This is a genomic window from Mesorhizobium sp. M1D.F.Ca.ET.043.01.1.1, from assembly GCF_003952385.1.
Classification (GTDB): domain Bacteria; phylum Pseudomonadota; class Alphaproteobacteria; order Rhizobiales; family Rhizobiaceae; genus Mesorhizobium.
In genome coordinates, this window is record NZ_CP034444.1 from 5,653,769 (window position 1) to 5,679,962 (window position 26,194).

Annotated in this window: 8 protein-coding genes (1 of these 8 only partly in view); 7 read left to right on the forward strand and 1 reads right to left on the reverse strand. The window is 62.7% G+C overall.

Going from position 1 to position 26,194, the window contains the following annotated elements:
• From EJ067_RS27290 to EJ067_RS27320, 7 genes are all read left to right on the forward strand, one after another.
• A protein-coding gene (locus EJ067_RS27290; protein ID WP_126088261.1) for a hypothetical protein crosses the window boundary here: on the forward strand, window positions 1-13,712 show its 3' portion. Its footprint begins 12,097 nt before the window's first position; 13,712 of the gene's 25,809 nt are visible here — the last part of the coding sequence; its start codon lies beyond the left edge, outside the window; it ends in the stop codon at window positions 13,710-13,712.
• A complete protein-coding gene (locus tag EJ067_RS27295) occupies window positions 13,709-16,546 on the forward strand; it encodes a hypothetical protein (protein ID WP_126088262.1) in 2,838 nt (945 codons plus the stop codon). The genes EJ067_RS27290 and EJ067_RS27295 overlap by 4 nt, the downstream gene beginning before the upstream one ends.
• A gap of 150 nt (window positions 16,547-16,696) precedes the next feature.
• Window positions 16,697-18,454, forward strand: coding sequence for an efflux RND transporter periplasmic adaptor subunit (locus EJ067_RS27300; RefSeq protein ID WP_189510132.1), 1,758 nt, complete (start codon window positions 16,697-16,699; stop codon window positions 18,452-18,454).
• A gap of 9 nt (window positions 18,455-18,463) precedes the next feature.
• Window positions 18,464-20,611, forward strand: coding sequence for a M50 family metallopeptidase (locus tag EJ067_RS27305; protein ID WP_126088264.1), 2,148 nt, complete (start codon window positions 18,464-18,466; stop codon window positions 20,609-20,611).
• A gap of 426 nt (window positions 20,612-21,037) precedes the next feature.
• Window positions 21,038-21,868 (forward strand): SapC family protein, encoded by an 831-nt coding sequence (locus EJ067_RS27310; protein WP_126088265.1) that lies wholly within the window; start codon window positions 21,038-21,040, stop codon window positions 21,866-21,868.
• Window positions 21,869-21,965: 97 nt separating this feature from the next.
• Entirely contained in the window at window positions 21,966-24,020 is a 2,055-nt protein-coding gene (locus EJ067_RS27315; protein WP_245468065.1) for a prepilin peptidase, read from the forward strand.
• Complete coding sequence (locus EJ067_RS27320) at window positions 23,950-24,843, forward strand: efflux RND transporter periplasmic adaptor subunit (RefSeq protein WP_189510134.1); 894 nt, start codon at window positions 23,950-23,952, stop codon at window positions 24,841-24,843. Before EJ067_RS27315 ends, EJ067_RS27320 begins: the two co-directional genes overlap by 71 nt.
• Before the next feature lie 300 nt (window positions 24,844-25,143).
• On the opposite strand, the gene EJ067_RS27325 is transcribed toward EJ067_RS27320, so the two are convergent.
• The gene (locus EJ067_RS27325; RefSeq protein WP_126088267.1) at window positions 25,144-26,013 is read right to left on the reverse strand and encodes a LysR family transcriptional regulator; all 870 of its coding nucleotides are present in this window, start codon (window positions 26,011-26,013) and stop codon (window positions 25,144-25,146) included.
• Window positions 26,014-26,194: the final 181 nt, after the last annotated feature.

Sequence of the window (26,194 nt, forward strand, 5' to 3'; positions counted from 1 at the left end):
ACCTTGTTACGGACGCCGACTCGGCGGGCCGCGTCAGCGGTGGCGGGTTCATCAGCGACAGCGCGGTGACGACAAGCGCTTCGGCGACCGGCACGGTGAACTTCGTGATCGGCGATTCCGAACGCGTCGAGGCGCAGGGCAACATCGAGATGATCGCCCAGCACGGCGCCAACGGCGGCGACGTGTCGGACGGCACGGTCACGGGGTCCAGCGACGCCGGCAATTTCATCGACTTCGGCAAACCACACAAGCTGAACGACAGCGCGACGATCACCTGGACGGGCGCTACCACAGGCGGTCTTGTCCAGAACAAGGAATACACCGTCGTCGTGCGCGACGGAAATACCGTGCAACTCGGCGCCAGGTTCGGTTCGAGCGCCGTCAACGCGGCATACGACACGATCACAATCCCCAACCACACTTTCGTGGATGGCGACCAGCTGATCTACAACTCGAACGCAGGCGACGTGATCGACGGCCTGTCGAACGGCACCACGTACCAGGTCAAGGTCATCGACGAAAACACGATCAAGCTGCAGACGCTCGGTTTCGTGGAGGTGTCGGACACATTTACGCGCGGCATGATCGACGATGCGAACGACAAGATTCTCGACGCGAGCACGCCTTTCAACAACGGCGACGTGGTGACGTATCGCCCGGCGCAGCCGCGCACGTTCATTCCGGCATTCGTGGACGCCAATGTCACGCTGGACAATCCGGCGACCGAGGCCAACGAGTTCTCCGTGAGCCAGGACAACTCCAATGTCGGTCGCATCTATCTGCCCAGCCACGGATTCTCGAACGGCCAGGCGGTGATCTATACCGGTTCAGGAATAGCCGGGCTGGTCAGCGGCCATACCTATTATGTCATCAACGGCGGCAGCTATACCGGTGCCGTCGGCGTTGCATATAATTTCGATGCAAACTTCATTCGGCTGGCCGACAATCCTGGCGATACGGTCGGATTCATCGACACCGCCCCGGATCCGGACGTTTATCACGCCCCGGTCGTCAAGAACCTGGTCTTCTCGAACACTTTCACTGACAATTCGCTCATCGGCGTGGGCGAGCAGACCCTCAGCAACCTGAATCCGGGTCAAGCCTATTACGTGGTTCAGAAAGATGCCGCCGGATACAAGCTGTCGACCAGCTTCAACGGCACGCCGGTCGCGCTGAATCTCAACGGCAATAGCAGCACCGGCACGCATAGGTTGGTCAAGGAAGGCGTCGATCTGCAGGACTCCGGACCTGCCTCGGGCCAGACTCTGGTCTACAACATCACCAGCAATTCGATTTCCGGCCTGTTCGACGGGGTCGGCGGTGCAGCCGGCTTCAACGTGCCGACCTCGGCCGATGGCGTCGTCACCGGTTCGGCCGGCGGTTCGTCCGGCGGCGCCTGGAACAACAAGGACTCGAATACTTCATCCTCTCAGACGGTTTCGACGAACCTGACGGTGAATGCCGGCGCCATGCTGAAGGGCGCTAATGTCCTGCTTCAGACCGACAGCCGGATGGGATCGGTCGCCACCGCGGACGGCGGCGGCGGCGGCGGCATCTCGCTCGAAGGAGCGCAGGCCACGGCCACCGGCGTCAACAAGAGCGACATCGTCATCGGTTCCGACGCCAGCATCGAGGCGCTTCACGACCTCACGGTCAGGGGCATCACCAAGTCCTACGTCTCGTCGGAGGCGCAGTCGTCGAGCGGCGGTCTCGGTGCGGCGAGTGATGGAACCGCGACGTCAACATTGAGCTTCGGCATGAAGCAGCAGATCAATGGCGACCTTAAGGCCGGCCATGCCCTGGTTGTCGACAACAAGGTCGACAACAACTCGGCTGCGCATGCCGAAGCCTATGGCGGCGGCCTCGGGGCCAGCACCAATGTGAGTGCGACCGCACGAGTGCAGGCCGCGGTCGGCTACAAGGGGGCCGAAATCATCCTTCAGGGCAACGCCGATCTCGTCGGCGCAACCGTGACGGTGAATTCGGAAATCGTCCGCAACCGTGCCAACGCCAACACCAACACGACCGCCGGCGGCGCCGGCGGCTCCGCGGTCGCCAACTCGACGGCGACGATCAGCGGCAGCAACGAAGTCGTCCTCGAGCACAGCTCATTCGTGCTCGCCGACACCTCCATCCTTATCCAGTCGCTCTATTCCGGCACGGACAACCGCGCGACGGCGAAGTCGAGGCTCTATGCGATCGGCGGCTCGACCACGGCAAACGCGACCGATGAGGTGACCAACAACGCCAAAGTCGAAGGCTTCTGGGAGGCTGTGCTCAAGGCCACGACAGTCGACGTCAACGCGCTCGATTACAATTTCAGCAATACGCGCGACCGGAGTCCCGGCGGCTTCTATATCGGCCCTGCTCATAGGGGCGGAAGCGAATCCACCGACCGGAATCGCGACATCTTCTGGGAGGCGCATGTCATCCTGCTCGGCGAGCCCAATCCCGAACTGGAGATCGACAAGGACGGCGTCATCACCAAACTCGCCAACATCAATTTCCTGGGCGTCAATGCCGGCAAGACGATCGGCGACACGCTGGTTGCGGCGAACGCCACCAATCCGCAGGTCATCATCGACGACATCGTCTATGACTCGGCAGGCAAGCTGACCTTCTATGCGAACGCCGTCTCCGGCGACAACGGCCGCATCTGGGGCAATCACGGGCTGGTCGACAGCCAACGCACCTGGGATTCGGTCAAGATCACGAATTCATCGAAATTCGACCTGGTGATCAACCATATCGACACGCTCGACGGGTCGTCGGTCGTCGACATCAAGGTCGACACGATCTACGGCGATACCGGCAACAATCCAGCCGACAACAACATTTCGCTGCATCCGGATGATCCGACAAAGCGGGCCGACGGGGTAACCCCGGCCACGCCGACGTTCGAATTCGACGTGAACCTGCGCCATCCTCAGACCGACGTCAGGATTATCAACCTCGCGGCGGCCGGTGTGCCGAACAGCGACATCCTGCTTTACCGCGGCATCGAGAACACGCTGGGCTTCACCAAGATCGAGAACCAGCGAGGCAACATCTTTGTCGACGAGCTCAATCTTGTGGAAGAGCAGCCGGCGCTCGCCGGACTGTACCTGAATTCGCACCCGGCCAGCGGGCGCCCTTACGATGAAGGTCTGATCCGCACCAACACGCTCGACGTCGACGCGTCCGGTCATATTGGCGACCAGAACGCCGCCGGAACGCAGCCGCGCAAGGCGCTGATGGTCGAGCTCGTCCGCATCACCCATGCGGTCGACAAGGGCCAGACGCCCACCTTGAGGCAGGTCCATCTCACTGCCGATGCCGGCGGCGATGCGGTTCTCGACATCACGCTGCACGATCGCTCCGCCGACCCGGCGCTGTCCTCGCTCGCCGTCACCATCGACCGCATCACGGCGGGTGACGATGTCGACGTGGTCGTCAACGACTCCAGGGCCGGCGACAATCTGTCGAACATCGACGGCGTGCATGTCAGCACCTATTACCCGCTGGTCAACCTCGTCACGACCCAGGCGCGCACTGGCGAATATTTCGACCATTTCAGCCCGGACGTCACCGGCATATCGCTCTACAACTTCGTGCGCCGCAGCCTGGGCACCGACTATGAAGAGGTGGATTCCACCTATAGTTTCGCGGAAGTTCGGTCCGGCGACGACATCGACATCGGTCATGTCACGACCACGTCCCTCTATACCGGAGACGAGCCGCGCAGCTACCGGACGACGTCGATCGCGGGTACGCCCTATGGTGCCGACGTCGTCGTCGACTCGCCCGATACCGTCATCAACTTCGTCGTCAACACCGACGTCGACTGGACGGGCGGAAGCTCCGAGGACGACATCGAACAGATCTTCCTGACGACCAATGGCGACATCACCGCCAGTGAGCTGGTCGGTCCGATGCTTGTCGGCCATATCCATTCGACAGGCGGCGATGTCACGCTGAGATCCCGTGAGCAGATTCTCGACGCCGACAGCCAGCCGACGGTCGACGTGACCGGCGTCAACATCACCCTATATTCCGGCGTTGTCACGGTCGGCGGGGCAGCGATTTCCGGCGGCATCGGCCTTGCGACCGACTTCCTGGAAATCAATGTCGACCGCAACAACGGCGACGGCGTCCTCAACGCCTTCGACAACAATGCAGCGATCTCCGTGCATGGCGGCATTTATCTCGACGAGCTGTTCGGCCCTATGGAGGTCGATACTGTCTGGTCGATCGACAATGTCAGCCTGCGCACCGTTGACGGTTCGATCCGCGACGCACGCAATAACGGCCTAGGCGATGACTTCGCCAACGTACTCGGTCAGGCTGTCGATCTCGACGCCAACGGCGTCGGTGCAAGCATCGGCTCGTCCGGCAACGACCTAGAGATCGACAGTTCGCGCGGTTCGTCCGTGCTGACCCTCGACCAGGACGGCGACGATGTCGCCATGGAGGCGGACGCCAACATCTATGTGACGGAAACCGACGGGTACCTGCGACTTCTGCTTGCTCACACCTATACCGGCGATATCCGCATCACGGTGCGCGAATCGGCCAACGCCACTTCGACGGGCGAGGACCTGCAGCTCGTCAAAAGCGGCAGCGCCCAGTTCGCGGAGAGCAATTCCAGGCTCCCCGGCCTGCATGTGGACGCCCAGCGTCCGCTGCCGCACGGCCTCATCCTTGCCGAAGCCGGCTCGGTGACGCTGCGCGTCGGCGACGACGTCGAAACGCACCAGAATTCGGCCATCGTCGCCGGCAACCAGATCGACATCTATGGCGACTATGCGGACGCCGATGAGGGTTATGGCACGCACATCCTGCTGCGCGGCCAGATCATCGCCGGCGCAATCATGGTCGTGGCGGGCAACCGCTCGCCGGGCTCGCCTGCCGGCACCTCCGCGTCGCGGCCGATCGGCACCTGGCGGCCGGACGACAACACGGCCGGCGTCACGAATGCCGACAGGCTGACGCGCATCTTCGGCAACGCCGACAGTGACTTCTTCCAGTTCGGCGACACGACCGGCTCCGCAGGCGGCACCGCCTGGGGCAGCGCGGGCTACGTCTTTATCGGATCGAAGACGAGGGTTTATGGCAGCGACGTTGCCGCGACCGGCAGCTATGCGACGCCGAATGACCGCAACGACGGCGAGGACAGCTTCAAGGTCTACTTCCTGCAGGATGCGGCCGCCCAGACCTCGCCGGCGATCACACCGGTGGGCGTCACCTTCACCACCGACCAATATACGACCGGTGCTGCGCTTCCCACCTATACCTACCAGATGAATGTGCTCGCCGAGCACACGCTGACCCTCGACGGTCAGTCGGACACCGACACCTACGAGGTCTATACGCTGGGCTCGCAGGGCAACCAGCGCAACTACATCATCAACGTGCTCGATACGGGCGAGGAAGATGATGGCGTGGACGAGCTTTCGATCTTCGGCCGGGACAGCGCCAACAACGGTGCCAATTTCCAGACCGACGACATTTTCCTGCTGCGCGCGGCGGCCTACCTGCCGCACGAGACGGCCGACCGGCCGGGCTATGTGGCGCTGCTGCATGGCACGCTCGGCCCGTATCAGGACGTCGTGCAGGGGAATGAGGATTCGAAAGAGGTCCAGAGGATCAACTACGATACTGGGCTGAACGGCCGGCTTACTGTGGAAGGTCGCGGCGGCAACGACGCCTTCTTCACCGACGACACAACCGTCATCACCACACTGGACGGCGGCGCTGGCGACGATCAGTTCCAGGTAGGCCAGATATTCGGCGCGCAGCGCGATTCCGCCGACGGCGGACTGCTGCCGCAGGATGTCTTCCCGAACCTCGTGGCCACGACCCGCGGTTGGCTGTCGGCCGGCTCGTCGTCGCCGATGGTCGCCCAGGGCGGCACCGGCAACGACACTTTCCGCGTCTATTCGAACCAGGCCGAACTGCGCCTGGAAGGCGACGACGACAACGATCTGTTCATCGTCCGTGCCTTCGCGCTGTCGGCGACGACCGACTTCGACTGGAACGGTGACGGAACGATCAACAAGGCCGACCTGGATGCCGGCGTGGCGATCCTGAAGGGGCTGAAGAGCGGCTCGCTCACCTTCGCGCAGCTCTCAAACGGCGCGGCCCTGCAGGCCAAGATCGGCAACGTCTTCGACACCAATGGCGACGGCGGCATCAACTATCTCGACCTGCTGATCACCAGCGACCCGACCGACGACGTCATCGTGCTCGACAGTAAGGGCGTGGCGACGCCGCAGATCGGACTCGGATTCTCGGTCGCCCAAGCGCCCGACATCCGCGCCGGCGGCGGCCAGGACGAGGTCCGCTACAACATCAACGCGCCGGTTTCGGTTGACGGCGGCACGGGCTTCGACAAGCTGGTTATCCTCGGCACCGAATTTGCCGACGACATCGTCATCACGGACAAGGGCATATTCGGCGCCGGCCTCAACGTGCGCTACTCGACCATCGAGGTCGTCGAGGTTGACGGCCTCGAGGGCGACGACGAGTTCTTCGTGCAGTCGACCGCCTTCGGCGTCGCTTACCGCGTGATCGGCGGGCTCGGCTCCGACACGATCAACGTCACCGGCGACGTCACCGAGGACATCATCACCCGCGAGCTGGAAGGCGTATCCGGCGCGGTCGATCACCTCGTCACCTCGAACGATGCGCTCTACAACGGTCTCGTTGTCGACGGCTTTGACTACAACGTCTCGACCGCGCATGAAGGCCTCGTGGTCATCAACGAGGAAGCCGCCGGTGACGGCAGCTCGGGACATACCGTTGTCCGCGAGGAGTCCACGCAGGCCAATCAGTTTGCCGACTTCTACACGGTTCGGCTCTCGCAACAGCTGACGGGCACACAGGTGGTTTACGTCACGGTCTCCGCGGCGCGCTCGCCGCAGGAGGAGCGCACGATCAACCCGGCGACCGGTCTTCCCTACGACCTCAATCCCGATCCGCTTAGCGATAAACTTGGCGACTCGATCTGGCTGTCGACCGACCCGATGTCGGGCAATCACACCAACACCTACGCCGTCGGCGACCTTGCGACGACTGCCGACGACAGCTTCCTGCACAAGGTCACGATCGACGGCCAGGACTTCTGGATTCCGGATCGCGCCGTCGTCCTCAGGTTCGACGCAAGCAACTGGAATCAGGAGCAGAACGTCTACGTCTTCGCCCCCGACGACAAGCGCTCGGAAGGCGACCGCGTCGTCGTGATCCAGCATTCGGTCATCTCGAATGTCGGTATCTACAACGGGGCCGACGTGCGCAACGTCGAGGTCGACGTCCTGGATAACGACACCCCCGGCGTCTATGTCCGTGAGGTTGATGCGGCGGGCAATCTCGACAACCGCACCATCGTCATCGAAGGCACCAACACCACCAAGCTGACCGACCAGATCGAACTGCGTCTGGCCAAGGCTCCGGCCGGAACGGTGGTGGTCGACATCGTGCTGAACGACTTCGCCGACAAGGCGATCAAGTTCTTCGACAAGGTCGATTTCGCCGATGACGGCCTTCTCAACGGAAGCGCCACGGACAGCCGCCTGACGCTGTTCGCCAATCCGACCTATGACGCGGTGAACGATCGCGTGGTGGTGGGACGGGTGACCCTCAACGCCTCCAACTGGAACGACCCGATCATGCTCGGCGTCGAGGCGCGCGATGACTACGTCCGCGAGGATGTGCAGACCGCCGTGGTCGAATTCGTGCGCAATGACGTTCTGACCACCGACGCGACCTATGTGTTCCCGAACCTGCGGTCTGGCCTGCAACTCCTCGACGTGGAAGTGCACGACAACGAGACCTCGGGTGCGGTCATTCTCGAGAGCGGCACCGGCACGCAACTGATCAAGGACATTCCGGCCGGCAGCGGCAAGAACGACACCTACCAGATCCGTCTGACCCGCGAGCCGGACGCGACGGTTCGGGTAGCCGTGCTCACGGACGGCCTCGCCGACGTGGTCAAGATCGGTTCGACCGTCATCTCGCCGGAAGACTATGCGGTGATCGGCGGGCTGCAGGCCACGCAGATGTTCACCGGCAATCTGGTGTTCGGCACCCAGGGCGGGTTCCTGACCATCAAGCGCGGCGCAGGCTCCGATCTCGGCAGCTTTATCGACCAGGGCTTCTTCGGTGCCTCCGAAGCCGCTCATCAGGTCTTCAGCGGCAACCTGACCTTCGGCACCAGCGGCGGCAAGCTTGCGCTGGACGGCGTCGGCCTCAACACGCTCGGCTTTGCTGCCGGGGACAAGATTCGTGTCAGCGCGCCTTCGGCGAACGGCTTCGACGTCAACAACGACGACTACCAGGTGCTGAGCGTCAGCGCCACGCAGATCGTCCTGACGAAGGCCGGTGTGTGGGCCAAGTCGGGTGCAGGCCAGTCCGTAGCTCTCAGCGAGTTCGTGCCGATCGAAGGCCAGCATATCCGCATCGGCGGCAGCGCGGTCGCGCAGGAGCTGTTCGACGGAGTGCTGACGTTCGGCACCAGTGGCGCCAATCTGGCGGTCAACGCCACCGGCATCGGCGGGCTAGGCTTCGTCGCCGGCAACAAGATCCGCATCGACGCCACGGGTGCGTTCTCCGGCAATGACGGCGACTACGTCATCCAGTCGGTTAGCGCCAACCAGATCGTCCTTACGACGCTCGCGGCGGTCGATCCGTGGACGACCTCTGGCACCGCCACTGCGGCAGTCTCGGTGAGCAAGCTCGTCAGCAATGATGGCGACTACCAGATCGCGTCGATCTCGGAAGACGGCAAGACCATCACCCTGACCCAGACGGGCTCGTGGACCGCCGCCGGCGCGACCGCTGACCCGGCCGTGCTCAGCGACCTTGCCGAACGCTTCATCTTCGAAGGAACCGTGAATTACGGCCAGGAGACCAATCCGCAATCCTTCCCCGGCCAGTTCCTCGACCGTGGGCTGACCGGCGAGCAGGAAGGCTGGCTCTCCGAGGGCTTCCTCGAGGGCATGTGGGTGCGGATTTCGGACCTCAACGGCGGCCATCCCGACATCGAGGCCAAGATCCAGCTCATCCGCGGCGACAACGCCGGCAAGGATGCGAAGCTCCAGTTGATCCACGTCATGATCGACGGCGTCGAGCAGACGCTGAGCGCGACCTGGCTGGGCGACGCCACTGCGGACAATGTACGCGTTGTGCGCATTGCGCCCGAGGCGGTGTTCACCGGCGGCGATCCATCGGCTTCCGATGCCTGGTACCAGCTCCAGACCGTCGAACTGGCGGCTGACGTGGACTACATCGTCCCGCCGACCCGCGACGGCGTGAAGATCTTCCCGGTCTCCACCCATCTTCTGTCCAAGTTGCGCGGCCCGCTGGCCGTCGAGGGCGGCCCGGCCGGCGCCGACCGCTCGCTGACCGCCGGCGTCAAGCTGCCGGGCGAAAAGGATACCTTCCTGATCGCCATCGGCGCGCAGCCGCCGGAAAGCCAGCAGATCGACGTCCTGAACATCTTCGACGACTCCAGCCAGGCAGACGGCAACGGCGTCATGGATCAGACGACGCTGCGCGGCTTCGGCATGGCCAACGACCTCATCTTCAAGGGGCTGAGCGGCCCGCTCTATGGTGAAGCTGCTGCGGGTTCGACCCAGATCGTCGTTCCCGGCGGCATCAGCTTCGGCAAGGTGAACTACGGTTCGAGTAGCGTCGGCACCGACGGCAACCAGAGCACCATCGAAGTGTTCAACCTGATGCTCGGGCAGGGCAACGACCGCCTCGACATCGGCGGCACGCTCGATCCGGCGCCGTTCGTCTCGGCCCAGAACGTGTTCGAGTACAACAATGTGGGCCATGACCCGGATTATCCGGCCAATGTCACCATCCGCAAGGACGGCTTCGACTGGAAGGCACAGGGCTTCCTGCCCGGACAGACCGTCACTATCGAAGGGGTCGCGGGAAGCTGGACCGTCATCTCGGTCGAGGACGCGTTCTATCTCGACGGCAACGGCCAGAAAGTTCCCAACGGATCGGGCGGGTTCCTGCGCGATCCCAACGACAACTCGATCCTGGTGTTGAGCGGCCCGGCCTTGCCGGCTGGTCTGACGGGCGAGCGCAAGATCGTCGCCGTCGATCCGCTGGTGCTGGAGAGGGTCGCATATGACGTCGCCTATACGGCGACCGGCGGCATCCTGAAGCGCAAGGACAGCCAGAGCTGGGAGGCCCACGGCTTCCTCAAGGGGCACCTGATCAACATCGGTGGCGAGAACGGCAGCTTCGACCAGGCCAAGCAGTACCGCGTCCTGTCGATCAACGGTGACACCATGGAACTGTTGGGCGAGCCTATCGACAGCGCCACCAATGTCAGTGCGAACATCTGGGTCCAGGGCCCGCATGGCGGGCTGACCATGGTGCATGGCGGCGGCAACCTGCCGGTCCAGACCATAGGCTCCTACCAGACCAAGACCTACACGAGCGGAAACGTCAGCAAGAACATCCTGACCCGCCTCGACGGCCGCAACTGGCAGGACGACCGCTACACGGTCGGCCAGCTCATCCAGGTCGGCAACGAGGGCGAGACCCGCGAGATCCTCGGCTTCGGCGACGCCGCCGATTACGGTATCGCGAAGCCGGCCGGCGAGTTCGCCACCTGGGGAACGGGCTCGGTGATGATCCTCTCCGGTCCGAACTTCGGTGCGGCGACCACCATAAACAACATCGACCTGCATCGTTCGATCCCGCAGCGCGTGGAAGTTGAGATCGAGGCGACGCTGGTGGTCGACACGCTGACGCGTGCCGCCGGCAGCTGGCTCGACGACGGCTTCGCGGCAGGGCAGGTGATCTACATCGAGGGACTGCCGGGCGGCTTCACCGTCAAGTCAGTCACCAAGACCGACCTGGTGCTGGACGGCGCTGCGATCCACGATTGCGTCATCGAAGAGGGCAGCACGATCACCGTCTACCGGATCGACCTGAAGAAGGATGCCGGTCCGGAAGTGGGCGGCGATCACTTCGTCATCGCGCCGGCCACGCCCAACAGCGTGCTCGCCGGCCCGAACAGCCCGCTGGTCGTCTATGGCGACACCAGCCAGGACGGCGCCTGGTATTCGGGCCGATCCTACGACCGGCTGGGCCAGGAGTTCGGCCAGAAGCCGTTCGATCCGTTCCCGGAACTGCCGGACGAGCAGAACGAGGACAATGAGTGGGTCTTCCCGCTTGCCAACCGCTTCGTCTATTACGGCAATGACATCATCGACGCTCATGCGCTGTTCGCCAATCTCTACAATGCGCAGGGCAACCTGGTCGGCAATCTGCCGAGCGTGGGCTTCACCGCCTATGGCGGGGCCGGCAACGACCTCATCATCGGCAGCCAGGCCGGCGACCATCTGGCGGGCGGCTCGGGCGACGACACCATTCTCGGCCAGGGCGGCAGCGACCACATTTACGGCGACAGCGGCTTCAACGTGGACATCCTGACCCGCGCTCTGCATGTGGCCACTTCCGACAATAGCCCGGCGCCGACCATCGATCCGCGGCTGGGCGCCAGCGACCAGACCTTCAAGCCGGTCAAGGTCGAGACGCCGATGCGCGACGACATGGCCGCCGGCAACGACTTCCTCGACGGCAATGGCTCCCTCAACAAGGATCTGCCCAACATCATCATCGGCGACCACGGCGTCGTGAAGCAGTGGGTGGACGATCCCAACCTGCCTCCGGTCCTGCTGCAGAAGATTCAGACGACAAACCTGTCGACTGTGATCGAGATCAGCACGGCCGAGCCGCAGAACGGCGGCGACGACATCATCTTTGGCAGCGATATTCCCGACATCCTGATCGGCGGCAGCGGCAACGACATGCTCGACGGCCGTCAGGACGACGACCTGATTTTCGGCGACAATGTCAAGTTGACCCGCAACGGCGGCGACGACGGCAACCTGCTGGACGACATCCAGAACCTCCGCTTCCAGACGCTTGCCGGCACGTTGATGTATTCGCGCACCGACCGGCCGGTCCCGGCCGGCGTGGATCCCCGCTATGCCTATGACGCGACGGGTGCCAACTCGTTGACCGAGTACACGTCGGGCAGGCTGCTGACCGATGGCGTCGCGCGCAACTACCGCGATCCGACGGGTCCGGAGTGGTGGGCGGAATACAAGATCGACTATGCCCAGTATCACACCTTCGCCATCAACAATGGCGATGCCGGTGTCGGCAGCTTCGGTAACGACTACATCGCCGGCGGCGCGGGCAATGATGAGATCTTCGGTCAGCTTGGCCATGACGTGATCCAGGGTGACGGCTCGATCGACGGCGCGGTCGCTGCGACCGCCCATGTCGGCGCCGCGCGCAAACCGGTGCGGCTGGCCAATCCTAACGGCTCCGGCATCGACGATCCGGCAGGCGCGCTCTTCGTGGTGCCGAGCTTTGAGGCCGCTAGCGATGGTCAGGACTATATCGAGGGCGGCGGCGGCCGGGACGTCATCTTCGGCGGCCTCGGCCAGGACGATCTGGTGGGTGGCTCCTCGGACTTCTTCAGCCTGACGACTGCCGACAACCGCCCAGACGACATGGACTGGATCTTCGGCGGTGCCGGGCTCCGGATCGCCCGCAACGACGGTTTCGATCCGCTGGCGGGCAAGACTGCGGGCGCGACCACCTACGGCAAGGACGTCGTCACGATCTCGGACGGCACGACATCCGCGAGCAAGCACGGCCGTGATTCCGATGCGATCGTAGGCGACAATGGCGACATCATCCGCATCGTCGGCATCAACCACACTGACGTTAATCCGCACCCCGAAACCAATCCGTTCGGGCAGAACTACGTCACCTTCAACTACGACAACTACGGCGGCGAGAAGATCGTCGTCCGCGGTATCCGGTTGCTCGACTACACGCCGGGCGGACCCGACTTCAAGCCAGGGGACTTCTCGCTGGTCGATCCCGCGACGACCCCGACCACAGCCGACGACGACATGCGACCCATGTTCTCGCTCTGCTGCTGCGATCCCCATACCGGGATCTGGGCTCGCGTCGACATCGGCGGCAACGACGAGATCCACGGCGAAACCGGCGATGACTTCGTCTATGCGGGCGGCGGCGGGGATGTGGTCTTCGGCGATGCCGATGACGACGACATCGTCGGCGGCTGGGGCTCGGACTGGATTTCCGGCGGCACCGGCATCGACGGTATTCTTGGCGACGACGGACGCATCTTCACCAGCCGCAACACCAGCAGCCAGGCCAATGCCGAAAACCTCTATGGCGTCCTGGCTCTGCGCGCCACGGACCCTGACACCAGGACCAGCCAGGGCGACGTGTTGAACGAACTGATCCGTACGCCGGGCGATGTGCAGGTCGAATTGATCAACGTGGCCGGTGCGCTGACGAAGTCGGTCGACCTCACGCCGTTCAACCTGACTGCCATTGAAATCGGGGCGGCCGATCCGTTCCTCTCCGACCAGCAATTCGCGGATGACGTCATCTTCGGCGGCCTCGGGCAGGATTTCCTGCACGGCGGATCTGGCGACGATGCCATCAGCGGCGCGGAGGCGCTCGGCGAATCCTACGCTCCGCGCTTCGACAGCCTCGGCAATTTCGTCGGGCTGATCCGGACCGACTTCAGCCGACCTTACAACCCCGGCGATATACTGCATTTCGGTTCTGGCGATCCGCATTGGAACGAACCCAAGCCCGTACAGAGCCGGACCGGCGAGTTCTTCCTCTACAATGAATATGTCCGCGCCGTGTGATCCTGTTCGATGGCGCCGCGGGACATGTCTGGGATGGGCCCACCGCGGCGAATGGGGGCCTGCCTCCCATAAACCAGGACGGCATCACCGGCGGAACGGAACTGCTGCAGTACTTCCTCAACTGGCGCAGCGATGAGGGCGTCAGCGTGCTTGGCTACGTCGCGTTCAAGCCAGACGGCCAGACACCTGATCCGACCGTGCCGCAGGAATACCGTCAAAGCGATGGGGACGACCGCATCTTCGGCGATCTGGGCAATGACTGGATCATCGGCGGCACGGGTCGCGACCACATCTATGGCGGCTTCGGCAACGACCTGATGAACGCCGACGATTATGTGGGCACGATCAATCCGAACCCGCCCAATTCCAATCCAGGTCAGTTGCCGCTGCATGGCACTGACGAAAGCCCGGATACGCATTGGAGCTATGAGGATCGGGTGTTCGGCGGCGCAGGTCTCGACATCCTGATCGGCAACACCAAGGGCGACCGCCTGATCGACTGGGTGGGCGAGTTCAACAGCTACATCGTGCCGTTCGCGCCCTTCGGCATCGCGACGGTCAGCCGGCAGGTGCCGCCGCATCTGTTCGACTTCCTCTACGCCCAGGCTTTCGGGGACGGCGTGGACATCACTCGCTACACCGATACCGGCACGTCGAACCACAACCAGAGATACTCGAACGTGACGACCATGCAGGGCGGCATCGACGGCGAGATAGGCCTGGTGACGCAGCAGGATCACGGTTACTGGCAGAGCCAGACCGGTGGGCCTACCGACCCGCAGGCCGGCAACGTACCTGGCGGGCGGCGCGACGTGCTGCGCACGGCGACCTTCAACGACGGCACGCTCGACGTGTTCGCGGCCGACCAGGGCAAGTTCGCGGTGTCCAACGCCGCGATGTCGGCGCAGTCCAACACCGGGACGGACCAGGCGGCGGCAGTGTTCTATGCCGACCAGTATCTACCGGTGTATTTCGAGGTTACGGCGAAGATCACCGCCGAGAAGCCTCTCGCCGGCTGGAAGGCAAATACCTACATCATCTTCGACTACCAGTCGCCGACCGACTTCAAATATGCCGGCATCAATGTCTCGACCAATCAGATCGAGATGGGCTACCGCGACGCGAGCGGTTGGCATCAGCTCGTCAAGTCGAACAAGCCCGTTCAGTTGAAAGCGGGCACGGCTTACGACGTGCTCGTCGCGGTCAATGGCACAAACGTGACCGTGTCGGTGGCCGGCGTGAACCAGTTCAGCTACACCTTCGCGCCTCGCATCGAGAATGGCGAGCCGCAGGGGCTGAACAAAGGCATGATCGGCGTCGGCAATCAGGGCGCCAAGGGTGTGGTCGACAACTTCACCCTGCAGATACTGCCGCCCGAACTGACGCTCGACTACACCGATCAGTTCGACAACGCTCAGGGACGCTTCCCGCTTGCCGGAACCGCAGGCTGGACGTTCAGCAATGGCAGGCTGATAGCCAACGGCGGGGCAGCCGCGAATACGTTCAAGCTCGGCGCATCGCTGGCAGCGGACTCGTATCTGGAAGTCGAAACCAAGCTGTCGACTGCCACGATCGGCGGCATCGTTTTCGACAGCTACGCAGCGAACGACTACAAGTTCGTCACGCTGGACGTCGTCAATGACAAGGTGGTGGTTGGTCATGTCAGCCCGAAGGGCGGCATGACGATCGACGCGAGCTTCACCAAGGTTCTCGACGCAAATGTCGACTATTCGCTGCGGCTCATCTTCAAGGGCGCGTCGGTCAGCATCCAGGTCAATGGAGGTCTCGTCGGCACCTATGGATACAACTCGGTGCTGGTGGACGGCCAGATCGGCCTGATGACCGGCAGCGGCGCGACCTCGTTCGATCGCTTCCAACTGCGTACGAACGATCTGTTCTTCAACACTGCCTCCAGCCTGATGGCGGCCTCGTCCGGAACGACCGTGAACGCGGTGAACCTGACGGCCGGGGCGCCGGTCAATGCCCTGCTTGACCAGGCGGTCACGGTATTGAAGGCGAGCGGACGTTTCGACGATGAGCAGATTGCGTCGCTATCCGACATCACCATTGACATTGTCCAACTCGACGGCCGCACCCTCGGACGTTATGAGAACGGTACGGTGTTCCTGGATACCGATGCCGCCGGCAATGGCTGGTTCGTCGACCTGACGCCGGTAACCGCCGAGGAATTCACCTGGCGCGATGGCAAGCTGGTTGCTGTTAGCGGCGGCGCGGCCGATGGCCGTATCGACCTTCTCTCGGTGCTGATCCATGAGCTTGGCCACGGTCTTGGCCTCAGCCATGACGACGGTGTCTCCGGCGGCCTGGGCACGGTGATGGGTGAGGTGCTGGCAGTCGGCGAGCGGCGTCTGCCCACCGTCGATGCCGATGCCGGCCTCAGCGTCACCGCCTTCTTCGACGAAGGGCTTGGCGGTTTCGTCAGCGGCTCGGCAGGCGGGAACGAGGAGAGGGCAGCAAGCATCGAACTGCCTCTACCTGTCGCGACCGTGTCGACTGGCAGGACAGCCTCGTCAAATGGCAGCAAGTCGTCCGACGGCGGCGCGACAGGCTTCTTCGACGAGCAGAGCGGTGTGTTCGTGGAGGCGTCGGAGTTCGAGCTGATGCGGTTCGCCAAGATCGGCGGTAACAGTGCGGACGACGCCTATGTGGTTGTCGAAGAGAACAACGACAACCATCGAGAGGCCACTCCTGCGTCGTCTCGCCATGGTGACGATGGCATCGAGGAACTTAGTGGCATGATCGAGTGGGAGGCCCGTACAGGCCTGCTGCAAAGACTGGCTGGGCTGTTCAGCAGAGTCATAGAACGCGAGTAAAAAAAATGAGGGTATGCCCGGCGAATGAATGAAATGCTGAAGGGCCCGACGCCGGGCCAGGCAGGTTCAGCTTCTGGAACGGTGAGCTTCGCCGTTCTTGACCAAGCCTTGTGGCAGAAGTTTCGCAACGCCGCAGGGCCAGAGGAATTCGTGGAAGCGTGGCTGGCGCTTCTTTGCCGGCAAGTTCCGGGTGTGGTGGCCGGTGTGGCCGTGCTTGGCGAGCCGGATGTCGGTCCATTCACTCCGGTGGCATGGTGGCCTGACAAGGAAATGGTCGGCATCAGCCTCTCGGCCATAGCCGAGAAGTCGCTTGTCCAGCGCCAGGGTGCCGTCACCAGCGGCGGCGGTCCGGATGGAGCGCAGGCGGTTCGGCAGATTGCCCAACCCCTCATCGTCGACGGGCGGATCTACGGCGTGTGCGCGGTCTCCTCTGTTGGGGATGAGATTGGCGCCGGCGAGACGCTGCGTCGCATGCAGTGGGCCGCAGGCTGGATGGAAGTCCTGCTGCGGCGCCAGATGCAGGCCGACGATCAGGAAGCGCGCGAGCGCAGTCGCATCGCCTTCGACATGCTGGCGACCGTGCTCGACAACAATGGCATCACCGCCGCAAGCACGGCCCTGGTCACTGAGCTTGCGCTCAGGCTCGATTGCGACCCGGTCAGCGTCGGCTTTGTCCGGCATCGCCGCTGTTCTGTCGCGGCTGTCTCCCATGCCGCGGATTTCTCGAAAAAGATCAACCTGATAAAAGATATCGCGGCGGCGATGGACGAGGCTGTCGACCAGCGCAGCATCGTGCTTCATCCTGCGAGGGAAGGCTGGGAATACCGCGTCAGCCGCGAGCACGAAGAACTTGCTAGGGAACACAAGACCGGTGGCGTGCTCACCGTGCCGCTGCAGTTCGACCACCGATCGATCGGCGCTATCACCTTCATCAAACCGGCAGGACGGGAGTTCGACGAGGCTGAGGTCGATCTGTGCGATGCGGTGGCGGCTGTCGTCGGGCCGGTGCTCGAGGAAAAGCGCCGCAACGATCGCAACATCCTCGTCAAGATATGGGAAGCGTCCGCCAGGCAGGTCGAGCGGTTGCTCGGGCCCCGCTACTTCGGCCGCAAGCTCGCCACACTCTGTTTTGCCGCTGCCGCGGTCTGGCTCAGCCTGGCCACCACGGACCACGCCGTTACGTCGCCAGCTATCGTCAGGGGCACGATCCAAAGAACGATCGTGGCACCATTCAACGGCTATGTGGCCAGCGAGAACGTACGTGCCGGCGAGACGGTGAGGAAAGGTGACACGCTCGCCCAGCTCGACGACCAGGACCTTTCCTTCGAGCGGTTGAGGCTCTCCACTTCGCGCCAGCAGCGGATGACCGAATACGACCGCGCGCTCGCCAAGTATGATCGCGCGGAGGCGGCGATCATCAAGACCCAGATCGAACAGGCGGAGGCGCAACTGAAGCTCATCGACGAGCAACTGAGGCGCACCCGTCTCGTCGCGCCCTTCGACGGTTTCGTGGTCCAGGGCGACCTGAGCCAGTCGATCGGGGCCGCCGTCGAAAGGGGGCAGGAATTGTTCCGGATCGCGCCCCTCGACACGTACCGCGTTGTCATCGATGTCGACGAGAGCGACATCGGCGACATCGCGCTCAACCAGGCGGGCGTGCTGCGCGTGGCCTCCCTGCCGCAGGAACCGATGAGCTACCGTGTCGAGCAGATCACCGCGCTTTCCATGCAGAAGGACGGCCGGAACTTCTTCCAAGTGGAAGCTGCCCTTGATCACCCGAGCCCGCGGCTCAGGCCAGGCATGGAGGGTATCGCAAAGACGGCGATCGACCGCCGCCTGCTGGTGACGAGCTATGCCGGCAAGATGGTGGACTGGGCCTACCTCGTCCTGTGGCGTTGGCTGCCTTAGGTTGAGCCGATGGAACAGTCCTACCTCAGCTCGTCCTGGTATCGGGTCTCCGGCTTGAAGCTCAGGCTGCGCAGTCACGCCCGCATCCACAGGGCGATCTTTCGCGGCCAGCTCTGGTATGTGCTGCAAGACAGAACGTCCGGCCGCTTCCACCGGTTCACGCCCGAAACCTGGTTCATCATCAGCCTGCTCGATGGCACGCGGACGATCCAGGAGATCTGGGACATGGCCTGCGCGCAACTCGAGGACAAGGTGATGACTCAAGACGAGGTCATCCACCTTCTCGGACAACTGCACACGACTGACGTGCTGTTCGGCGACGTGCCCCCCGACATCGGAGAACTCGCCGATCGGGGTAAGAAGCAGCGTGACCGCAAGCTCATGATGAGCTTCATCAATCCGCTTGCCTTGCGTTTCGGCCTGATCGACCCCGACAAGTTTCTGCAGGCGACCTTGCCGCTGATCAGGCCGCTGTTCTCCTGGGTCGGGGCGCTCGGCTTCTGCCTCCTGTTCGGCTATGCATTGATGCTTGCCGGCGTGCATTGGAGGGCGCTCACCAAGGACGTTACCGATCGCGTGCTGTCGGCGGAGAACCTGATCCTGTTGCTCATCGCCTTTCCGATGATCAAGGCGGTGCATGAGCTGGGCCATGCCTATGCGGTAAAGCGGTGGGGCGGCAGCGTCCATGAAATCGGTGTGATGCTGCTCGTCTTCATGCCGGTGCCTTACGTCGATGCATCCGACAGCCTCGCCTTCCAGAACAAATGGCACAGGGCTATTGTCGGCGGTGCGGGAATACTGGTCGAGATCGTACTCGCCGCGCTGGCGCTGATTGTCTGGGTCAACGCGGAGCCTGGGCTGGTTCGGGCCTTCGCCTTCAACGTGATGCTGATCGGCGGCGTGTCGACGCTTGTCTTCAATGGCAATCCGCTGCTCAAGTTCGACGGCTACTACGTGCTCTCCGACATTATCGAGATTCCGAACCTCGCCAGTCGCGCCAATGCTTATCTCGGCTATCTGGTTCAGCGCTACGCGTTCCGGATACGCTCGGCCACTTCTCCCGTCACGGCGTCGGGGGAGGCGGGCTGGCTCTTCTTCTATGGGTTCGCCGCGTTTTTTTACCGGCTTACCATCACGGCGGCGATCGTCACCTTCGTCAGCCGGCAGTTCTTCATAGTAGGAACGCTTATCGCATTGTGGGCGGTCATACTGATGCTTGGCGTGCCGGTCGCGAAGGGAATGTGGTTCCTGTTGGTCAACCCGGCCCTCCGACACAATCGCGGTCGCGCCTTCGGTGTGGTCGCAGGCACGATCGCCGCGCTTGCGGTGGCACTGTTTCTGGTGCCGTTGCCGCATTCAACGATCGCGCAGGGAATCGTCTGGTTGCCCGGCAACGGCATCGTCAATGTCGGGACCGATGGCGTCGTGAAGGAGATTCTGGCCGCTCCCGACAGCGAGGTGGCGCAGGGCGTGCCCCTGGTCAGGCTGGAGGATCCGCTGCTTACAGCCAAGGTCGAGTTGCTGACGATCCGCGTCAGGGAACTGAAGGCGAGGCTGGCCAAGCAGGATATAGCCGATGAAGCCAATTCCCTCATTGTCAAAGAAGAGCTGCGGCTGGCAGAGGCCGATCTTGCCTTGGCCGCGGACAGGCAGAAATCGCTTACTGTACGCAGCCAGGCTTCCGGGACCTTCATACTGCCAGGCGCGACCGACCTTGTCGGACGCTTCCTGCATCGCGGCGAGACGGTCGGCTACGTCGCCGAGTTCGACCATCCGCTGATCCGGGTCGTCGTGCCGGAGGACGAGGCGGATCTGGTGCGCAGCCACACCCGAGATGTCAGCGTGAGACTGGTCGGCGATATGTGGCGGGCCGTTCCGGCCAGCATGATCCGGGAAGTGCCGGCATTGAGCGACTCGCTGCCGAGCGCCGCCTTGAGCACTGTCGGCGGCGGCACGATCTCGCTTGATCCCACCGATCCAAAGCAGCGCCGCGTGGTCGCCAATCTCCTCCATCTCGACTTGCGCCTGGATGAGGATCGGACAATTCCGCGCATCGGCAGCCGCGTCTACGTGCGTTTCTCATACGGGGCGGAACCGCTTGTAGGACGTCTCTATCGAGGCGTCAGGCAGGTATTTCTGCGTGTTTTTCAGATATAAATTTAGGAAAGTCGTATATAATTCAGGTTTAATAAGCGGTGCGCTGAAGTTGTTGTGATATTTCTCGGATGACGATGCGGCTATGCGGCTCGTCGGAGCAATCCTGCTCGCGCATAACGGTAAATAATCAGTATAGCCGGCTACATATTTGCTCGAGAAACGGTCAGGAAGCTGAACTATGGTCCCTTTTGTCGAGAAGACCTTTGTCTGATAGCGTTACGACCAATGACTACAAAATACGTCGCTGCTTTGGTTGCGATCCACGTGTCAATAATTAATCATATTCTTTCAAAAATCTGACTGGACATTAAAGCCATGACGGTGTTCTCTGCTCATTAGGGGGAAGCCGGCGGCGGAAATAAGTAAATCTCATTTTAGGCTGCAGATGGCGTCAGGATTCTCCTTGGATTAACAAGGGAGTGTTTCATGACCACGCAATTGCTTTTCTATCAGAATGCAACGCCGGTCAGTGCCGAGCGCCACAAGGACCTCGCCGTGAAGGCAGGGGTAAGCTATCGTTTCGCCAGCAGCGTCAATTCCGTACCGCTCACCGCCGTCGAGTTTGCCCAGGCAGCGGCTGAGTATCCGATTGTCTTCGCCGGCGCCGACGATTCGGTCATGCCTGTCGTGGTGCTCGGTGCCCAGCAAACCGAGAACCTGTTCATCAACGACGAGGGTGCCTGGCAAGGTAAATACATACCGGCCTTCGTCCGCCGCTATCCTTTCGTCTTCTCCACCGACAAGTCAGGCAAGACGTTCATCCTGCACATCGATGAGAGCTTCGAAGGCTGCAACCGGGAAGGGCGCGGAGAGCGCCTGTTCGACAATGACGGCCAGCAGACGCAATATCTGAAGAGCATTCTGAATTTCCTCCAAGACTACCAAGGGCGCTTCCAGCGGACCAAGGAGTATTGCGACAGGTTGAAAGCGCTCGACCTTCTGCAGCCCATGCAAGCCCAGTTCAACCTCAACAGCGGCGAGCGACGGTCGCTTTCGGGCTTCATGACGGTTAACCGGGAAAAGCTGAAGGCGTTGCCCGATGCAGATCTGCTCGCCATGTTCCGCAACGACGAACTCGAGTGCACGTATCTGCATCTCCATTCGCTTCGCCATTTCGGCGACATGATCGAGCGTATCGCTACGAGGGGTGCGGCGCCCGAAATCGCGGCCGAGCCCATCGAAATAAGCAAGGAGGCATCACGGCATCCGTCCAGGACGGCTGGCCGCAACGCCAAGGTCGAGGAAGCCTCGGCATAGCCTGCTGCCATGCGAATACGAAATTGCCGATCGCCACGGAGCGGGGGAGCAGACACCGCTCCCGGGGGCAGTTGCTCAGCTTGCGGAGTAAAGTCGGGTGAGCGAGCAAGCGCAAATGTGGTCACTGCCGGCTCTTGAACGGAATGCGGAACGGGCGGACCCGAAACAGCACTGGCTGGATCCAATCGAGGCGGTCGCCACGGCCGCCCCGAGCGCGCTTCTTAGGCGGCTGTGGCGATCGCGGATCGGAAGGTTGGTCGGCGGCGTTGCCGCGCTAGAGCCGGAACTCAAGCTGGCGTCGGATGCTCGTCTGGCGGGGCGTGCTCGCGAGATCCGGGCCACGATGCGTCGGGACGGGCTGGACGAGCAGCTTGTCGTTGCCCTCTTTGCGCTGGTGAGGGAGGTTTCCCGCAGAACCGTCGGGCTGCGGCACCACGACGTCCAGGTTCTCGCGGGTCTTTCAATGATCGGGGGAGCCGTCGTCGAGATGGACACGGGCGAAGGCAAAACGGTGACTGTCGCCTTGCCGGCGGCGGCGGCCGCCTTTGCCGGGATGCCTGTGCATGTTGTGACGGTGAACGAATATCTCGCTGAGCGCGATCATAGGGCGTTGTCGCCGATCTTCAGTTTTCTGGGCCTTTCCACCGGCGTCGTCACCAACGGGCTGTCGCCAGCGGAGAAGGTTGCCGTTTATGCCCGCGACATCGTCTACGCCAGCAACAAGGACATCGCGTTTGACTATCTGCGCGATCGCATCGCGCTCGGTATCCGGCCGAATTTCCTCCGTACGAGGCTCAGAGAATTCGCTGGCGATGCTGATGCCAGCCAGCGTGTGGCAATGCGCGGGCTGCATTTCGCCATCGTCGACGAGGCCGACAGCGTGCTCGTCGACGAAGCGCGCACCCCGCTGATCATCTCAAGGGAGACCGATGTCAGCGAGGAACGGGAGTGGGCGCAACAGGCCTTCCGGATGATTGAGGACCTAGAGCCGGACCTCCACTACAGAATGCGGGCCGAGGAGCGGCGGATCGAGCTGACCGATGCCGGACGAGCTTGCCTCGAGGACAAAGGTCGGGCCGTGGGCGGCATCTGGCTCAATCGCATCCGGCGCGAGGAAGGAGCCCGCCAGGCGCTGTCGGCCACGCACATCTTCCGGAAAGGCGAACACTATCTCGTCCAGGACGGCAAGGTGCAGATCGTCGATGAATACACCGGCAGGATCATGCCCGACCGGTCCTGGAGCGACGGGCTGCACCAACTGATCGAATTCAAGGAGGCATGCGAGACGACGAGCCGGAAGCTGCCGATGGCTCGCATGACCTATCAACGCTTCTTTCGGCGCTATCTTACGCTGTGCGGCATGACCGGGACCGCGCGTGAAGTAACGAGTGAACTGTGGTCGGTCTATCGGCTCGGCGTCGTTCGCATTCCGCCGAACGTGCCATCGAAGCGTCGAGATCTCGGCGCCACCATCTGCGCCAATCAGGACGAGAAGTGGCGCCGCATCGTCGAACGCGTGAGGGCGTTACACTCCAGCGGCCGGCCGGTGCTGATCGGCACGCGCTCGGTGCTCGCCTCCAATCAGCTCAGCCGGTCCCTCATGGAGGCAGGGCTCGAGCACGAAGTGCTCAACGCGGAGAACGTCGCGCGCGAGGCCGGCATCATCGCCGAGGCTGGACGCCGCGGCCGCATCACCGTGGCCACCAATATGGCTGGCCGCGGCGTCGATATCGCCGTCGACCCCGATCTTCTCGACGATGGCGGCCTCCATGTCATATTGAGCGAATTGCATGATGCGGGTCGCATAGACCGCCAGATGCAAGGGCGAACCGCAAGGCGCGGCGAGCCGGGTACAACTGAGACGGTGCTTTCCATGGAGGACCCGCTGCTCGAACTCTTGCCGGCGCGCCTGCCACGATCGCCGCAATTCGGTCGGGTGCTCTTTCATCTGGCTCAGCGTCGCGCCGAGCGCGCTCACAGGCGGGACCGCAGGAATCTGCTCGCGCAGGACGGGCGGCTGGGTGTGCTCCTGGCATTCTCGGGGGGAAAGAGTGATGTCAGCAAGGTCGTCGGTTCGGCGAGTGAGGCTCACCGCGGCGAAGGCTCCTCACCCCCGGCGATCTTCCGACAGCGAAGGAATGGAACCCCGTAGATTGGCTCGGGCAGTGGCGTGGCGGTTGGCCGCCGGGCTGATCTTCGGGATTTCGGCCGCGGCTTCGGCGGCGGCCGAATCGTTCGACTGCGTCATTGATCCCGCAATCGTCGTCAAGGTCGGCAGCCAGGTTCCGGGCCTGCTCGATTCCGTCATTATCGACCGCGGCGACAGGGTCACCGCCGGTGAGGCGATCGCGACGCTCTCGTCGAAAGTGGAGTCGGCGACGGTAGCGCTGATGACGGTTCAGGCAGGGAGCACAAGCGAGATCGAGGCGCAAAGGGCGCGCCTGGATCTTGCGCAAAACAAGCTGGCGCGTGTCGAGGAACTGGTGAAGCGCAACATATCGGCGAAGAGCGACCTGGATGCCGCGATTGCGGAGGCGGAGGTGGTGAAACGGGAGTTGGCGCTCGCGGAGATGCGCAAGCGCGCTGCGGAACTGGAACTCAACCGGGCGCAGGCCGTGCTCGAACAGAAGACCATCCGCAGCCCGATCACCGGCGTCGTGATCCAACGGTCGCTCTCCAAGGGCGAATATCTCGATCAGGACGGACAACTCGCCACCATCGCCCAGCTCGACCCTCTGTTTGTCGAGTCCTTCCTCCCTGTGAGCAAGTTCGGCAGCATCAAGGTTGGCATGCCGGCAATCGTCAAGCCTAACGAACCGATCACTGGCACCTATGAGGGGACCGTCAAGGTCGTGGATTCGGTGTTCGATGCCGCCTCCAGCACGTTCGGTGTGCGTGTGGAGCTTTCCAATACCGGCCAAAAGCTCCCCGCCGGCCATCGCTGCAGGGTTTCCTTCGACCGCACGACGGATTGAATGCCGACTTCAGCCGAGAACTGGTGCTGGATTGACCCCCTTGCGGGTTTCAGAAAAACTTGGCCGAGCGCAGCGCCTGCGTTGGAGAGCTGCGACGCCATGCTTGGTGCTTTCAAAGCTACGCCTGCTCCAACGGAAGCAGGTGCAATGATACCTACCTCGCCAGCAGCGACTTCCGTTGAGAATATTGTTAGGTTAGGAAAGTTGATGTAGGCCGCCGTAGCAGCTTCCGGACCAACAAATGGTGCTGCAAGCCCAAGCGTAATCCCTCCGACAGCATCGAGAGTACCAGCGGGCGGCTCATCGGTTCGGCGTCTCGCCGCGAAACAGCGGCTGGTGCGCCCGCATCAAGGCGGCAATCCGGTCGGCGATTTTTCGTACCGGCGGAGAGTGGCGTTCCTCGTGATGGGTAACGACCCATTGGTCGGTTTCGAGTTCGGGGATAGGCCGAGCGACGCGAACCAGCCGCGGATCGCTATCACCGACAAAACACGGAAAGATCGAAAGGCCGGCGCCGGCGGCCACCAGTTCGCGCACCGAATGGATGTTGTTGCCACGCACGGCGATGCGGTCGCCGTGATGGGCTTGCAGCCAGCGTGCCGAGGCAATGTTTGCCCCTTCTCCGGTGACGCCGACGAACAAGCCGGCGGCGATGCCGTTGATCAGGTTGCGTCCGGAATAGATGGCGTAGGCGACCTTGCCGCTCTGACGGGCGGCCAGCCACTGCTCGGTAGGACGCTCGCTGCGGATGCCGATGTCGGCGGCACGGCGACCGATGTCTACCCGGTCGGTGGTGGTGACGAGCTCCACCCTTATGCCGTCATCGACCGTCCAGATCTCGCCGATGTGGGTGGAAACGAATGCCGAGGTCCATGGCCCGGCCGAGACGCGGACAATGCGGTCGGGCAAGCTTCCTTCGCGCCAGCGGGTCAGCGACTGCATTGCCGCCTCGACGTCTTCGGCGCGCCGCAGCAATTCTTCACCGACCGGCGTCAGTCCGTAGCCGGTCTGCCGACGCACGAACAGCGGTTCGCCGATCTGCTTTTCGAGCGCGGTGACGTGTCGTCCAAGAGTGGCTGCGCTGAGGCCTGTGGTTCTCGTCGCTGCGCTCAAACCACCCAGCCGCGCGACATCGAGAAACAGCTTCAGATCGTCCCAGCCGATATCCATTTTTCAGAAATGAAAAGCTCCTTGCGACCGTGGGTATAGCGCCAAGGGGTATCATGCGCAAGTATGCAGGCATTGGAAGCGTTGGACAATCCTGCTTGCCGCGATAGCGACAAGCGCCCAGGCTGGCCAAGAAGCCGGCACAATCTTTTCGGTCGCGGGTGCGCTTGCGCGGATGCTTTGC

Bases quoted from the DNA above. Each gene is read 5' to 3' on its own strand.
- EJ067_RS27305 (WP_126088264.1), top strand. From the start codon at position 18,464: ATGGAACAGTCCTACCTCAGCTCGTCCTGGTATCGGGTCTCCGGCTTG.
- EJ067_RS27310 (WP_126088265.1), top strand. From the start codon at position 21,038: ATGACCACGCAATTGCTTTTCTATCAGAATGCAACGCCGGTCAGTGCC.
- EJ067_RS27325 (WP_126088267.1), bottom strand. From the start codon at position 26,013: ATGGATATCGGCTGGGACGATCTGAAGCTGTTTCTCGATGTCGCGCGG.